This is a genomic window from Teichococcus globiformis (genome assembly GCF_042646265.1).
Classification (GTDB): Bacteria; Pseudomonadota; Alphaproteobacteria; order Acetobacterales; family Acetobacteraceae; genus Pseudoroseomonas; species Pseudoroseomonas globiformis.
Genome location: NZ_JBHRTN010000008.1, coordinates 185,755 through 199,627, shown reverse-complemented (window position 1 = coordinate 199,627; position 13,873 = coordinate 185,755). Strand labels below are relative to the sequence as shown.

15 protein-coding genes are annotated in these 13,873 nt (G+C 68.2%); 6 read left to right on the top strand and 9 right to left on the bottom strand.

What is annotated here, in order from left to right:
- The first annotated feature begins 82 nt into the window (after nucleotides 1-82).
- Together ACFOD4_RS08245 and ACFOD4_RS08240 are read left to right on the top strand one after the other, a co-directional pair.
- Complete coding sequence (locus tag ACFOD4_RS08245; protein ID WP_379595494.1) at nucleotides 83-757, top strand: bactofilin family protein; 675 nt, start codon at nucleotides 83-85, stop codon at nucleotides 755-757.
- Nucleotides 758-802: 45 nt separating this feature from the next.
- Nucleotides 803-1,270, top strand: a complete 468-nt coding sequence (locus tag ACFOD4_RS08240; protein WP_379595493.1) for a hypothetical protein — start codon at nucleotides 803-805, stop codon at nucleotides 1,268-1,270.
- Between the two features lie 5 nt (nucleotides 1,271-1,275).
- Here the strand turns inward: ACFOD4_RS08240 and ACFOD4_RS08235 are convergent, their stop codons facing one another.
- Entirely contained in the window at nucleotides 1,276-1,533 is a 258-nt protein-coding gene (locus ACFOD4_RS08235; RefSeq protein WP_379595491.1) for a hypothetical protein, read from the bottom strand.
- A gap of 131 nt (nucleotides 1,534-1,664) precedes the next feature.
- Between ACFOD4_RS08235 and rph the strand changes: the two genes are divergently transcribed.
- From rph to ACFOD4_RS08220, 3 genes are all read left to right on the top strand, one after another.
- Entirely contained in the window at nucleotides 1,665-2,390 is a 726-nt protein-coding gene (gene rph, locus ACFOD4_RS08230) for a ribonuclease PH (protein ID WP_379595489.1), read from the top strand.
- Nucleotides 2,391-2,428: 38 nt separating this feature from the next.
- On the top strand, nucleotides 2,429-3,004 hold the full coding sequence (locus tag ACFOD4_RS08225) for a non-canonical purine NTP pyrophosphatase (RefSeq protein WP_379596057.1): 576 nt from the start codon (nucleotides 2,429-2,431) through the stop codon (nucleotides 3,002-3,004).
- Between the two features lie 154 nt (nucleotides 3,005-3,158).
- Nucleotides 3,159-3,461 (top strand): hypothetical protein, encoded by a 303-nt coding sequence (locus ACFOD4_RS08220; RefSeq protein ID WP_379595487.1) that lies wholly within the window; start codon nucleotides 3,159-3,161, stop codon nucleotides 3,459-3,461.
- A gap of 75 nt (nucleotides 3,462-3,536) precedes the next feature.
- Here the strand turns inward: ACFOD4_RS08220 and ACFOD4_RS08215 are convergent, their stop codons facing one another.
- The 8 genes from ACFOD4_RS08215 to ACFOD4_RS08180 form a co-directional block, all read right to left on the bottom strand.
- The gene (locus tag ACFOD4_RS08215; RefSeq protein ID WP_379595485.1) at nucleotides 3,537-4,007 is read right to left on the bottom strand and encodes a Csu type fimbrial protein; all 471 of its coding nucleotides are present in this window, start codon (nucleotides 4,005-4,007) and stop codon (nucleotides 3,537-3,539) included.
- Entirely contained in the window at nucleotides 3,998-6,325 is a 2,328-nt protein-coding gene (locus ACFOD4_RS08210; protein ID WP_379595483.1) for a fimbria/pilus outer membrane usher protein, read from the bottom strand. The genes ACFOD4_RS08215 and ACFOD4_RS08210 overlap by 10 nt, the downstream gene beginning before the upstream one ends.
- A gap of 28 nt (nucleotides 6,326-6,353) precedes the next feature.
- Nucleotides 6,354-7,073 carry a fimbrial biogenesis chaperone gene (locus tag ACFOD4_RS08205; RefSeq protein ID WP_379595481.1) on the bottom strand — a complete coding sequence of 240 codons (720 nt, stop codon included), beginning with the start codon at nucleotides 7,071-7,073 and terminating at the stop codon, nucleotides 6,354-6,356.
- A gap of 14 nt (nucleotides 7,074-7,087) precedes the next feature.
- The gene (locus ACFOD4_RS08200) at nucleotides 7,088-7,615 is read right to left on the bottom strand and encodes a Csu type fimbrial protein (RefSeq protein ID WP_379595479.1); all 528 of its coding nucleotides are present in this window, start codon (nucleotides 7,613-7,615) and stop codon (nucleotides 7,088-7,090) included.
- A 322-nt stretch (nucleotides 7,616-7,937) separates the two neighbouring features.
- Entirely contained in the window at nucleotides 7,938-8,969 is a 1,032-nt protein-coding gene (locus ACFOD4_RS08195) for a WD40 repeat domain-containing protein (protein ID WP_379595478.1), read from the bottom strand.
- Complete coding sequence (locus tag ACFOD4_RS08190; protein ID WP_379595476.1) at nucleotides 8,966-9,940, bottom strand: CobW family GTP-binding protein; 975 nt, start codon at nucleotides 9,938-9,940, stop codon at nucleotides 8,966-8,968. The genes ACFOD4_RS08195 and ACFOD4_RS08190 overlap by 4 nt, the downstream gene beginning before the upstream one ends.
- A 112-nt stretch (nucleotides 9,941-10,052) precedes the next feature.
- A complete protein-coding gene (locus ACFOD4_RS08185) occupies nucleotides 10,053-11,558 on the bottom strand; it encodes a M81 family metallopeptidase (RefSeq protein WP_379595474.1) in 1,506 nt (501 codons plus the stop codon).
- Nucleotides 11,555-12,733: a pyridoxal-phosphate dependent enzyme gene (locus tag ACFOD4_RS08180; protein WP_379595472.1), complete on the bottom strand. Its 1,179-nt coding sequence runs from the start codon at nucleotides 12,731-12,733 to the stop codon at nucleotides 11,555-11,557. Before ACFOD4_RS08180 ends, ACFOD4_RS08185 begins: the two co-directional genes overlap by 4 nt.
- On the opposite strand from ACFOD4_RS08180, the gene ACFOD4_RS08175 reads away from it, so the two are divergent.
- Nucleotides 12,732-13,826: a M20/M25/M40 family metallo-hydrolase gene (locus ACFOD4_RS08175; protein ID WP_379595470.1), complete on the top strand. Its 1,095-nt coding sequence runs from the start codon at nucleotides 12,732-12,734 to the stop codon at nucleotides 13,824-13,826. The genes ACFOD4_RS08180 and ACFOD4_RS08175 overlap by 2 nt on opposite strands.
- The last annotated feature ends 47 nt before the right edge of the window (nucleotides 13,827-13,873 follow it).

Here is a 13,873-nt window from a genome sequence, read left to right as displayed (position 1 = left end):
AGCCGGGAAGCACGCATCACGTTTCCGGAACCATTCCGGGATGCGCCTCAATATCCCCGCCGTGCAACACAGGGTGCGCAGAATGTCCGTCTTCCGCCGCCGCCGCGAAGAAACCAACGCCCCCGCGCCTGGCGCGGCGGAGCATGAGGACACCGCGCCCACCACGGTGCCGGTGGCGCGCGACCCCGATCTGGCCGTGCCGCCCTTCCGCCCCGCGCCAAGCCAGGAGGCCGCCATGAACATGCCGCCGAAGCCCAGCCAGCCGCCGATCGGAGTGGGCATGCCGCCACGGCCGCCGGTGAATGCCGGGGCGCAGCATGGCTCGCCATCCCCCATGCCCGCCGCTCCGCGCAGCGCGCCAACCCTGCCGACGCCAGTCTCGGCCGAGCGCCGCACCATGGTGGTAGGCCGCGGCATCAGCCTGCAGGGCACGGTGACCGATGCTGAGCGTCTGGTGGTCGAGGGCACCATCGACAGCCAGATGCTGCACGCGACCGAGTTGTTCATCAGCCAGAGCGGCGTGTTCCGCGGCGAGGTCGAGGTGGAGGATGCCGAGATCGTCGGCACCTTCGACGGCACCATCACCGCGCGCGGCAACCTGGTGATCCGTGCTTCCGGCAGGGTGCTTGGCACCGCACGCTGCCGCCGCCTCCAGGTTGAGGAGGGCGGGCAGCTTTCCGGCCGGATGGAGATGCTGAGCGACTCCATGCCGCAGACGACCTATCTGCCGACACCGGAGACGGTTGAGGAAGGCTGACGAGCCTTCGTTGTCCTGCCGGGTCCTGGCCAATAAATGCCCGTGATGCGGTTCATCCCCTGGCTGCCCGCATCGCTGCTGTTGGCGCTCAGCGCCTGTGCACAAGAGCCCGCGCTCGACCGGCAAGCGGTTCTGCAACAGGTGCTGAACAGTTATCGGGCAGGACTGGCGGGCATGGAGCCCACATCCGCGCCCGCTATGCCGCGCCTTCAACAGACGCCGTTGACCGTGTCACAGCTGCTCGGCCAGTCACCTGACGCGCTGCGCCGGTATCTAGGGGAACCCAGGCTGCGGCGCCGGGAAGGCGCCGCGCAGATCTGGCTTTACCAAACCACCTTCTGCCATCTCGATGTGGTGCTGGACCGGGACGATGCGCCGCAAAGCCCGCTACGGGTCAGCTACGCGGCCGCACGCGCTTCCGGCACCGAACGTCAGACCGAGGCTAGCTGTCTGGAGGAGCTGCATCGCGGCGTCATCGCCCTATCTCCGGAGGCTGTGCCTGCCGGAGGCTGAAGAGCTCAGCTTTGCATGAACCCATTGCGGACCAAGGCTCCCTTCACCGGGCATCGCCCTTCGGCACCATGCCACGCCAGCAGGCTGCCGGCACCAAGCGCCAGCAAGGAGAGCCCCCAGTTCGGACGGGGCCGTGCAGCGGCGGCAGCCAGGATCAGTCCGGCGGTCACGTAGGCAGCGCGCTGCACGGGGTTCAGTTCCTCTTCGCGGGCAGCCACGGGATGGTGCCGGGTAGAGGTCATGGCGGTCGAGTTTTCATCCATGGGGCAATCTCCTGTTCCTTCGCGAGTGCAAACTCGGCCGCATGGTTCAGGGTTCCATGCCACCCACATTTGACAGCCCGCCGCCACCCGGCGCATTGCCGCCCCGCCGAGAACTGCACAGGATCCCACCCATGCCCGCACCAAGGCCTTCCGGTCGCGCCGCCGACGCGCTCCGCCCCGTCATCCTGGAAGCGGGTGCGGCACGCCACGCGGAGGGGTCCTGCCGCATCCGCCTGGGACATACCGAGGTGTTGTGCACCGCCAGCGTGGAAACGCGGGTGCCGCCCTTCCTGCGCGGCAAGGGCGAAGGCTGGATCAATGCCGAGTACGGCATGCTGCCGCGCGCCACGCACACACGGGGCGAGCGCGAGGCGGCGCGCGGCAAGCAATCCGGCCGTACCCAGGAGATCCAACGGCTGATCGCCCGTAGCCTGCGCGCCGTGGTGGACCGCCGCGCCATGGGCGAGATGGCGGTGACCATCGATTGCGATGTGCTGACCGCCGATGGCGGCACGCGCTGCGCCGCCATCACCGGCGCCTGGGTGGCGCTGCACCAGGCCTTCGAGCACTGCGTGCTGAAGAACGTGATCAAGCGCAACCCGCTGCGCGACCAGGTGGCCGGCGTGTCGTGCGGCATCTGGAAGGGCGAGCCGGTGCTGGACCTCGACTATGCCGAGGACAGCGCCGCCGAGACGGATGGCAATTTCGTACTGGCGGCCAAAGGCGGCATCGTTGAGCTGCAAGGAACGGCGGAGGGCGCTCCCTTCTCCGAGGACCATTTCCTGCGGCTGCTGGCACTGGCACGCCAGGGAACGGAGCAACTTTTCGCCGCCCAGCGCCGCGCGGTGCATCTGTGAGCGGCGAGCGTCGTCCGCTCACCGAGCGGCGCATCGTCATGGCGAGCCACAATGCCGGCAAGGTGGCGGAGAATGCCGCCTTGCTGGCCGAGCACGGCATTCAGGTGGTCAGCGCCGCCGAACTGGGCCTGCCGGTGCCGGAAGAAACGGAAACCAGCTTCATCGGTAATGCCCGGCTGAAGGCGCTGGCAGCGGCAAAGGCGTCTGGCATGGTGGCGCTGGCCGATGACAGCGGCTTCTCGGTGGCGTCGCTGGGCGGCGATCCGGGCGTGCGCACGGCTGACTGGGCCGAGCAGCCAGACGGCTCGCGCGACTACGTCGCCGCCATGAACCGGGTGGAGGCCCTGGCACGCCTGCATCCCGACCGCACGGCCTGGTTCACCTGCGCCCTGGCGCTGGCATGGCCGGATGGCCATACCGAAGCCTTTGAAGGCCGTGCACCCGGCGAGTGGATCTGGCCCCCGCGGGGCGAGAAGGGGTTCGGCTACGATCCCATGTTTCAGCCCCACGGCGAGAGCCGGACCTTTGCGGAGATGGGCACGGAAGCCAAACATGCCATCAGCCACCGCGCGGCTGCCTTTCGCAAGCTGGTCGAAGCCTGTCTCGCGCGTTGAACGCCGCTGACACCACAATCCCTCGTTGCCGCTTGAACTATCGCTGATGTGATCGGTTGTGTCCCAGAATGGTCCTCCTCGTTCTGGTCGAAGACATTGAAATCGTGTTCCCGTACCGCGAGGGTCTGGCAGAGGGTGACGGATGCGCGGGATAGTGGCTGGACCGATCATGGCTGCGGCGGCTCTGGTTCTGGGCTGTGCTGAGGCGCAGGCGGAAAATTTCCGCTCCACCCTGATGGTAAGCGCTCGCGTGTTAGCACCGTCCTGCCTTGTGGCGGCGGCGCGCCGCGATGCGCTGACGGTGTCCTGCTCAGGCAGTGCGCCTCATGTGGTTCGTGCAACCGGCACAACCAGCACGGCCAGCCAACCCGCCGCGCCCGCGCACCCCAACACCACCTTCACGCGGATCATTACCGAGTCCGAGGGCGGACCGGTGGTGGTCACCGTCATCTACTGAGGGTGTTCCAGACAGACGCGGCCGCCGGAACAACCCGTGGACCCCGTCAATGCGGCAGCTCGGGAACGGGGCCGCTCAATACGTCACCGTCACCAGGATGGTGTCGCCGTACACGCCAGGCGGTACATTCTGCCGGGCAGGGATCAGACCATAGACCGGATAGCTCTTGCCCATTGCCAGGAGGTTCAGGAGTTGCGTATCGGAGAGCGCCGTGGTTCCCGCCGTGCCGTCGCCCCAGACTTGCCGATAGGTCGCATCCCGATAGATCTGGTAGCGCAGCTGCGACCCGCCCGATGTCATGCGCCGGTCGGCAAAGCTCCCACCGCCCGCGGATAGCGAGATCTTGTAGGTTGGCATCAGGGTCAGCAACTGGCTGCACACCAGGGTGATCGACCCGGCGCTCGCGGTTGGCTGCGTTGCCGTCGGCCGGTATTCTCCAAAGGCCATCGGGGTCGCGGTGACGGTGCAGGCCGCCCAGCCTGCCGAGCCGGGGGCCAAGGCGGCGACGGCAAGCACGGCGCGGCGAAGGTGGATCGTCAGCGGCATGGAACCGGTCCCAGCAGTGGCAGGTCGTTCTGCGCCGGCGTGAACTCGAACTCGGCGGCGCAGATCCCGCCCCCCGGCAGGCGCAGATCCAGCCGGTTGCGCGGGGTCAGGCCGGTGGCGAAAACCTCGCCATCATAGCCGACGGGAAGCCGCTCCCCGGGCGGCATGCCTGCATCCGTGGCCAAGGTGGCAATGCTGCCGAGCGGCAGCGATACCCCCTGGGCATCCACAAGGCGAATGCGGGCGCTGGACGCCCGGTCGATCGGGAAACGCACCACCAGGCCGGAGAGGTTGCGTGGGCTGACCATGCGCGTGGTATCGGCCACCACCGCATCCGCCGGCAGGTCGTCCGGCGCGACACCGATTCGGTTGCGCTCATGCGGCCTCAGATTCGGAACCAGAAGGCGGCCGCGGGAGTCGGTCCGGCCGACAGGGCGGTTCTCCTGCAGGATGGTGACGTCGGGCAAGCCGCCGGTATCCACCACCGCGAAGCTGTTCTGCACTGTGTCGGACAGGTAGGTGCCGCCGCCAATGGTGGTGATCGCCCCGCGCAGCCCGCCGCGCAGTGCGGTATCGGGCCCGAACTGGTCGATGCCGGCCATGATCCGCCCGGTGGAGGCCTTGTACTCGGCCTCGGCGAGCTGGCGGGTGATGCCGCCCGCCGAGGAATAGGCACGCCAGCCAAAATCGCCCGTCGTGACCGCACCCTGCGACATCTGCACGCCGCCATAGCCCCGCCCCTGATCGAGCGACGCATTGGCCGATGCCGTGCTGCGCTGGCCGAACGGAAAGGTCACACCGAACAGCGCGCCGGTGCCGCCCTGCCCGGACATGTCGGTGAAGGCGGTGCCGTAGAGCGTCACGTTGCCGAACAGGGTGCGGGAATAAGTGGCTGACAGAATGGCCGCACCAGGAAGTTGCAGCTCCCTCTCGCCCTGGCGTGGCCGCTGGAGGCCGGTGTCGCGTTCCACGCCCGCGAAGGCCATGGCGAAGGATCCGCCCGCCACAGGCAGGGACAGGCTAGCCCGCGCGATGCTGCGGGGATAGGAAGATCCGTCCAGCGCCGCAACATCGGCGAAGCCGCGGCTGGCCCAGGTGACCGACGCACCGAAGCTGATTCCCGTTGTCACCCGCTCAAAGCCGAAGCTTGCCTGCCAGCCGGAATCCTCGCCACGCTCGCCCTGGGCCTGGCTGGCCGCAACGGCGGCCGACAGCACGCCGAAGCCGCCGAGGGCCAGCACCACGCCGCCCCCACCCATGGCCAGCCGGCTGCCGCCCTCCGCATGGCCCTCCACCGTCAGCCAGTCATTCACGCCGAAACGTGCCGTGCCCATGGCGACGGGGGTACCGTAGTCATTGCTGACCAAGCCGTAATTGCGCCGCACCCAGCCGAGCTCCGCGGAATAGGCCAGCAGCCCAGGCGCGAGCAGGGCGGAGGATGCATAGAAGGGCAGGCTGCTCACCGTTTCCCGGCCCAGAGCATCGCGCAGCACCACGGCCACCTGCCCAGCCCCGGTCACCACCGGCAATTGCCGGATCACGAAGGGGCCCGTGCCGGTGGAGGTGGAAAGCTGCTGCACACCGTTGACCAGCACGTCCACCGTGGACGGAACCGCGGCCGAGCCGGTGACCACCGGCACGGGAAAGGTCACAAGGTCCGGGCGCAGCGCAAAATCGCTGGACACGCGCACCCCGCCTAGCCGCACAGGCCGGGTCCAACCCAGTCCGCCGCCAATGAAATCGCCCACTTCATAGCGGCGCAGCGCCCCCTCATTCTCCCGCACGAAGGTGCTGTCGAGGCGGACCACCGGCTCCGCATAGGGGCCGCTCTCGGTATAACCCAGGAAATTGGTGCTCAGCACGCCGGGCGGGCCGAACAGGCGACCATCGAAATAGCCGGCGCCCAGGGTCCGGCCGGCGGAAGAGGTCACATTGATGTCGTAGTTGACCAGGGCGCCGAAGCGGTTCTCGGCGACCGACGCCGTGGCAGCCCTCGCGGCGGAAGCGGCGCCAAGTTCAGCGGCCAGCAGCGCACGGTCATCGGCGGTGAAGCTGATGCGCTGGTTTGGCTCGTCGATGGAGAAGCTCACGCCGGGCAGGCTGCGCAACGGGATCTCGGCCTCCGGCGCGGCGGTTCCGGAAGGGATGACAATGCCCAGCTCTCCCAGATCCACCGCCCGGGCCGCCACAACGCCATCCCGCTCGGTAAAAGTGCCGATGGTGTTACGGCTCTGGCCGTTCACCACGACGTCGAGCAGCATGACCCGCTCCGCCGCCAAGGCCGGCCCGATAGCCCAGAAGGCCAGCAGGCCGGTCAATGCCCCCGAAAGCCCGTATCGCCGACGCCTACCGGCTGGCCGCGACAGGAATGTCGACCGCAAACTGCCCTGCCTCGCCCACGCCGCTGGCGCGCAGCACCGAGCCGGGCCTTGGCACCGCGCCGCGGAGCTGCCAGTGCCGGTCTACGCCGGGAAGAACATAGGGGTTTTCGGGCTCGGCCAGTGCCATGCGCGCACCGCCGGGGCCGGCCAGGGTCAGGCCCGCGAGCTGAGCTCGCCGCGTGCCCCGGTTGGTCACCGATAGAACACCGTCCGGCATGATGCGCCAGTCGAGCTCGGCCCGCCCGGTGTTGGTGGAATGGGCAAACACCGGCAGCGACAGCCGAAGGGCGAAGCGCACCTGCTGCCCTTCCTGCGCCGGGCCCGGAATCTCATCGACCAGAAGGCGGAAAGCGCGCTCGGCGTCGTTGGGCGTGCGCCGCAGCACCAGCCGCACCACCTGCGAGGCACCGGGTGCGAGCTGAAACACGGGCGGGCTGACAAGAAGATCCTGCGTTGGCGTCAGCGTGTCGTGGCGGCGATCCTGCGACCAGGCGAAGGCCCGCACCTGCACGGAGGTCGGATGCGGCTCGCGATTGGTCACCGTCACGATGGAGGATTGCTGACCGGGCGCCATGTCGGTCGATACGGGCGATACCTCCAGGGAGCCGGCCGAGGCGGGATGGCCGGACAGACCCGCCAGGGCAAGCGCGCAAAGCGTGGCAAGAAGACGTTTCCGCGTGAGCATGACGGCGTCCTTCCTCAGTAGGTCAAGGTGACGGTCACCGTGTCGGTGTAGAGGCCGGGCTGGGGGCGTTGATTGGCGGGAATGCGGCCGTAAACGGGAATGGTCTGTGTGGTGCCCGTGCCGGTGCCGGAAAAGGTGTCGGTGCCTGCCGCATCGCCCCACACATCCGTACGGCCGGAATTCCGGTACAAGGCGTAGTTCAGCGTCGAACCGGCAACAGTGCCGGCCATCACCCGCGCCGCGGCGGTGGTGGCTGTGCCAAGGTTGAGCGCGACGTTGAAGGGCGTGTTGGTTGTGCAGAGCACCTGCAACTCGGCCTGACCATCCTTGGCCTCGGTGGGAGTGTAATCGCCAAAGGCCAGGTTGGTGGCGGTCACGGCACAGAGCTTCAGCACTGTGGCCGTGATCTGCATGGTCGAGGTTGCAGTTGCGTTCTGCGCCCGGGCCTGCTGGCCCGGAAGGGCCACGGCCATCAGGCCCATTGCCACGGCCGCAGCGCCGAACATTCGCGGGCGGCTCAGATTGTTGAGGACAAATTCCATCTCTGACCACTCACCTTAAGGAAGAACTTTCAGGTTTCTTACAACTTAAAGGCGATTTATCACAAGAGTTTCAATTCACGAATGTAGCAGCAGGCAACACCCCGACCCCATAAAACTATGCGGCCAAGCTTAAGCTCAGTAAAATCCGACGAGTTCTTTGCCGTTGCAGAGCTGGCCATAGCGTCGCCTGCCGCGTGTCCTGAGTGGCGCCGAGTGGTACACCGAGAAAGGTGCGGTTCTTCTTGCGATGCCGGCACAGGACGCGATGTGCGACCCATCGGGATGCGGAGCAGGGCGGCATGGTGGCCGCCCTGGCCTTGTTCTACCGCTTCGACAGATCCACAAGTCCGGCGAAGCCCGTCTCGGTGCCGAAGCCAAGTTGCGTACCGGCCGGGTTCCAGGCCAGCGCCGATACCGCGCCGCGCCCGGGAGCCGCCACGGGAACGATCTTGCCAGAGCCGATCTCGGCCATCAGCACCAGCCCATCCTGGAAGCCTGCCGCCACCACCTCGTGCTGCGGGTGACACGCCACCTGGGTGCAGATCACGCTGTCGCCTCCAGCCAGCTCCACTGGCGGCTTGCCCATCGGCCCCCCGGCGAAAAACGGCCACAGCACGATGCAGTCCGCCCCCGCTGTGGCCAGCCAGCGGCCCTTGCTGGTGAAGTCGAAAGACTTGATCTTGGTGGGATAGCCGGACATCCGCATGTCCTGCTGGTCCGTCAGGCGCCAGCCATGCAGCGCGTTCTCCTGCATGGTGGTGACCACATGGGTGCCGTCCGGGCTAAACTTGACGAGTTGGTGGCTACCCTTCCAGGGCAGTACGCGCGCCTTGTCGTCCTTGCTGTTCACGAACCACAGGCTGGCGCCGTTGTAGTGCCCTGCGGCCAGCCGCTTACCCTTGGTGTCGAAGGCGACGCCTCCGACAGTGGAGGGGTGCTCCAGCACCTTCAGCGTCGCGCCATCCTTGCCGAACAGATGCACCTTCTTGCCGACCGACGCGGCGCGCAGGCCCGAGGAATGCACCGCCAGGTGCTCGACCCATTTCATGGCTCCGAGATCGGCGAGTTGTCTGATCTCGCCCTCGGCCGAGACACGCAGAAGCTTGCCGTCGTCGCCGCCGGACAGGTAGCCGCCGCCGGCATCAGCCACCAGGGACAGGGCGGCACCGTCATGCGCCTCCACGGTCCGCCATTCAGCGTCCATGGCGGCCATTCGAACCGTGCCGTCCGACAGTGCCACGGCGGCACCTCTGCCCTTTTCGTCGAAGGCGATCGACGCCACCCAGGACCCCAGCTCCTGGCTGGTGCCGCGGGTGGAAAGCAGGAAATCGGCGTCGTTGACCGTTTCGCTCATGCGGCCACGCAGCCTTCGAAGCCGCGACGCAGCTGCGGCCGGTTCAGGTTGCGGCCGATGAAGACGATCTTGGACTTGCGCGGATCGCCCTCCTTCCAGGGACCGATGAAGTCGCCATCGGCGATCATGTGCACGGCCTGAAAGGCGAAGCGCCGGTCCTCGTTGGCGTAGGCCAGGATGCCCTTGGTGCGCAGCAGGTCCTGCCCTTTGCTCTGCAGCAGGTTGCCGATCCATTGGTTGAACTTCTCGGCGTCGATCGGCTGGCTGACTTCGAAGGACATGGAGATCACATCGTCATTGTGCTCATGCTCGTCGGATTCGAGGAAGTCCGGCTCGCGCTCCAGGATGCGCTCCAGCTTGAAGGCATCGCGGCCGATCACCGCCTCCACCGGCACGTCGGACTTGGTGGCGCGGCGGATCTCGGCATAGGGGTTGATCGCCCTGATGCGCCGCTCCACTTCGGCTGCCTCCTCCTCGCTCACCAGATCCATCTTGTTCAGCACGATCACGTCGGCGAAGGCGACCTGCTCCTCCGCCTCGCTGCTGTCCTCCAGCCGGGCAATGAGGTTCTTGGCGTCCACCACGGTGACGATGGCGTCGAGGCGGGTCGCCCGCTTCACATCCTCGTCCATGAAGAAGGTCTGCGCCACGGGGGCGGGATTGGCCAGGCCGGTGGTCTCGACGATGATGCCGTCGAACCTGCCCTTCCGCTTCATCAGGCCACCCAGGATGCGCACGAGGTCGCCACGCACGGTGCAGCAGATGCAGCCATTGTTCATCTCGAACACTTCCTCGTCGGCGTCGATGACGAGGTCGTTGTCGACGCCCAGCTCGCCGAACTCGTTGATCACCACGGCGAATTTCTTGCCATGGTTTTCGCTGAGAATGCGGTTCAGCAGCGTGGTCTTGCCGGCCCCGAGATAGCCGGTGAGGACGGTCACGGGAACGGTGTCGCTGGCGGTATCGCTCATGGGGCTTGGCCTTCCTGCCGGAGTGGGTCGGGCGGGTTCGTTGGCCCGTTATATGATACCAATGGCGCCCGAGGTCACGGGGGCCAAATGAAAGGCATGGCTGCCCCGAGGATCACGGCCAGCGCGCCGACGCATCCAGCGGCAGCAGCGGCCGCGGCAGCTTCTTCCAGGCGAAGCGGGCGAGATCGGGCGAGGTCAGCCCGGGCGCATCCACCTCGATGATCCGGCCAGGCGAGAAGAACTCGTCGAAGCCGGCGCGGAAATGCCCGCGCGACTTCACCACCACGCAGCGCGCGGCGCCGACATCCAGCCCCAGATGCTCGAAGAACACCGGATCGGCGCACTGCGCCCGGTTGCTGACGACCACCGCGGTGATGCCGCCGAGCCGCAGCGCCGCCGTTGGCCCCAGTTCCACGATGTTGCCCGCATAAAGGCCGCGGCGCCCGGTGACCCGGCCATCGGACAGCCCCACCACCTCGGCCTGCGCGGCGAAGGGGTGCGCGAAGCTGTCGCGCGGGGCGCGATTGAAACGGGCGGCAAAGCCTGTGCCCAGCCCCAGCGCGTGGGCTTCCGCCGCCAAAGCGGGGTCGTGGATGATGCCGATCAGCGTCTCCGCCACCCCCGCCTCATGGAAGGCGGCCAGGATATGCATGGTGTTGCCGCCGCCGCCGCCGCCGGGATTGTCCGCCACATCGGCGAAGCAGAGCGGCACCTCTGTGGAGAGCGCCCGCTGCACGGCTTCGGGCAACGGCGTCAGCCGGGCCACAAAGCGGTCGCGCTTTGCCCAGGCGTCACGGGCCAGTTGGTCGGCCAGAGCCTCGCAGGCCATGCGGTCCGGGCCGGTGACAATGATGGCGAAGCCGTTGAAGGGCGTGTCGCCATAGGCGAAACCGCCCATCACAGAGACGTTCGCGACCTTTTTCGGTCCCAGCAGCTTCTGCCGCTCCTGGCCGAACTCGATCACCTCGGCATAGGGCCCCTTGGCGGTCAGCAGGCTGGTGGAGGGCGGAACGATCGGCAGGCGGCGGAAGGCGCGGTGGAACCGGTCGCCCAGCAGCAGCCGGCGCAGCAGCGCGGCGCATTCCACGCCCCGTGCGCGCATGTCCACATGCGGGTTGGTGCGGTAGCCGACAAAGGCATCGCAGTCGCGCACCATGCCGTCCGAAACATTGGCGTGCAGGTCGTAGGAACACGCAAAGGGCACGTCGCCCAGCACCTCCCGCACCAGCGCCTGGATGGCGCCTTCGGGATCGTCGCGTTCCGTTGTCAGCCCGGCGCCGTGCAGGTTGCAGTAAACACCGTCCACCGTGCCGCGCAGGGCGGACAGCCCTTCGCGCCAGCGCTCCATCATGGCGGCGAAATCGGCCTCCAGCACCGGGCCGTTGGGCTCGGCGCAGGCCAGCAGCAGGGGGCGCGGCTGCCACGGCCCGGCTGCATCCATGGCCTGCACGAAACCCGGCATCTCGCCCAGCGTGCGCGAGGTGGGAGCGCGCGCATCGGCCAGCAGCGCCTCGCCTTCCAGCCAGCAGCGGGCCCGGAAATCGGCCTCGGCGGCGGGAGGTGCGAAGCGGTTGCATTCGATGGAAAAGCCCAGCAGGGCGATGCGCGGGCCGCTCACAGGGAAAGCCCCAGCAGCTCGGCATGGCGCTGGGTGGATTTCAGCCCGGTGCCGGTCAGCACCACCACCGTCACCTCGTCGCGGCCGATCGTGCCATCGGCGACCAGCCGGCCGAAGGCGGCCGCCGCCTGGGCACAGGTGGGCTCGGCATAAAGGCCGCGCCGCGCCAGGCCACGTGTGGCGGCGACGATCTCCTCCTCTTCCAGCAGCACGGCCCCGCCCTGGCTCTCGCGCAGGAAGCCCATCACTTCGGATGCGCGGATGGGCTGGGCGATGGCGGTCCCCTCGGCAATGGTGGGGCGCGCCTCTTCAGGCGGCATTCCCAGGAACTCGCGCGCGATCGGCCCGCAATGCGCCGGCTGGGCCGCGAACAGCCGCGGCAGGCGCGTGATCTCGCCCGCCCGCAGCAATTCGCCGAAGCCGATGCCGCAGCCCAGCACGTTGGAGCCCGCGCCGCAGGGAATGATGATGTTGTCGGGCGCGCGGAAGCCCAGATCCTCCCACAGCTCATAGGCCAGGGTCTTGGTGCCGTGCAGGAAGAAGGGGTGCCAGTTGTGGCTGGCGTAGAAGATGTCCCGGGCCTGGGCCACGGCGGCATCGGCGCAATCCTGCCGGCTGCCGGGCACCAGCTCGATCGCGGCCCCCATGGCGCGGGACTGCACCGTCTTGGCCGGGCTGGTCGACTCCGGCACCATGATCTTGGCGCGCATGCCGCCCGCCGCCGCATAGGTGGCGATGGCGGCGCCGCCATTGCCGGAGGAATCCTCCAGCACATGATCGATCCCCTGTTCCCGCAGCAGCGACAGCATCACCGAGGCGCCGCGATCCTTGAACGAGCCGCTCGGCATGAACCATTCGCATTTGAACCGGACCGGCAGGCCATCCCATTCGCCCGGTAGCAGCGGCGTGCAGCCCTCGCCCAGGGTGATAGGCGATGCCGGCTGAAAGGGCAGGGCGGCGGCATAGCGCCACAGGCTGCGGGTGCCGCTGTCGATCTGGCCCCGGCTCAGGCCGGGCAGGTCGGTCAGCATCAGCGGCTGGCCCTCGGGGCCGCACCAGAGGGGCGTGTGGAGCGGGAAGGTGGCCCCGCTGCGGGGATCGAGATAGGCCGGGTTCTGCATGGCGGCGCAGCCTGTCTTGCCCTGAGCCTCGCGGCAAGGGAGGCTCTGCGCCATGCACACCGATGCCGTTGCCCACCTCGCCGCCGACCTCGTCCGCCTGGACAGCCGGTCCTTTGTCTCCAACCTGCCGGTCGCGGACCGCATCGCCGCCGAACTGGGCGGCTTCGAGGTCGAGCGACTGGACTTCACCGACCCTGCCGGGGTGGCGAAGCAGGTGATTGTCGCGCATCGCGGCCCGCCGGGAGGCGTCGCGCTGTCAGGCCACATGGACACGGTGCCCGACACCGGCTGGACCACCGACCCCTTCTCCGGCCGCATCGATGCCGATGGCGTGCTGCATGGGCTGGGCTCCACGGACATGAAGGGGCAGGTCGCGGCCTGCATCGTCGCGGCGCAATCCTTGCCCGAGGGCGTGCCCGCCACCCTGCTCCTCACCACCGACGAGGAAACCACCAAGCAGGGCGCCAGGCTGATCGCCGAGCATTCGGCCCTGGCGCGCCGCGCCGCGCCGCGTGCCATCGTGGTGGCCGAGCCCACCGGGCTGGTGCCGGTGCGCGGCCACCGCTCCAACATCGACTTCGTGGCGGTGGCGGAAGGCGTGCAGGCGCATTCCTCGCTTGGCACCGGGCGCAACGCCAACTGGGCACTGGTGCCTTTCCTGGCCGAGATGAAGGCGCTCGCCGAGCGGCTGCGCATCGATCCCGCACTGCACGATGCGGCCTATGATCCCGTCTTCAGCGACTTCAACCTGATCCTCGACAATCACGGCACGGCGCTGAACGTGACTGTTCCCAAGGCCACCGCGCGCATCAAGTTCCGCTATTCCCGCTCGGTCGACCCCACGCCCGTTGTCGAGGCGGTGCAGGCGGCGGCGGAGCGTGCGGGCGTGGCGCTGACGGTGACACGTCAGGGCCTGCCGCCGGAAATGCCCGCCGACCACCCGCTGGTGCGCGCCGCCGAGGCCGCGACGGGCAAGCGCGCCGAAACAAAGCCTTTCGGCACCGACGCCAGCGAGTTGCAGGCCCTGGCCCCCTGCCTGATCCTGGGACCGGGCTCGATCGACACGGCCCACAGCCCGCGCGAGGCCGTGGCGGTGCGGCAGTTGGCCGAAGGCGTCGAATTGTTCCAGCGGTTGATGCGGGGCTGAACCCCGGCCTCGCTTGTTCCAGCGGGAAAGCCGCCTACCTCCCGAGC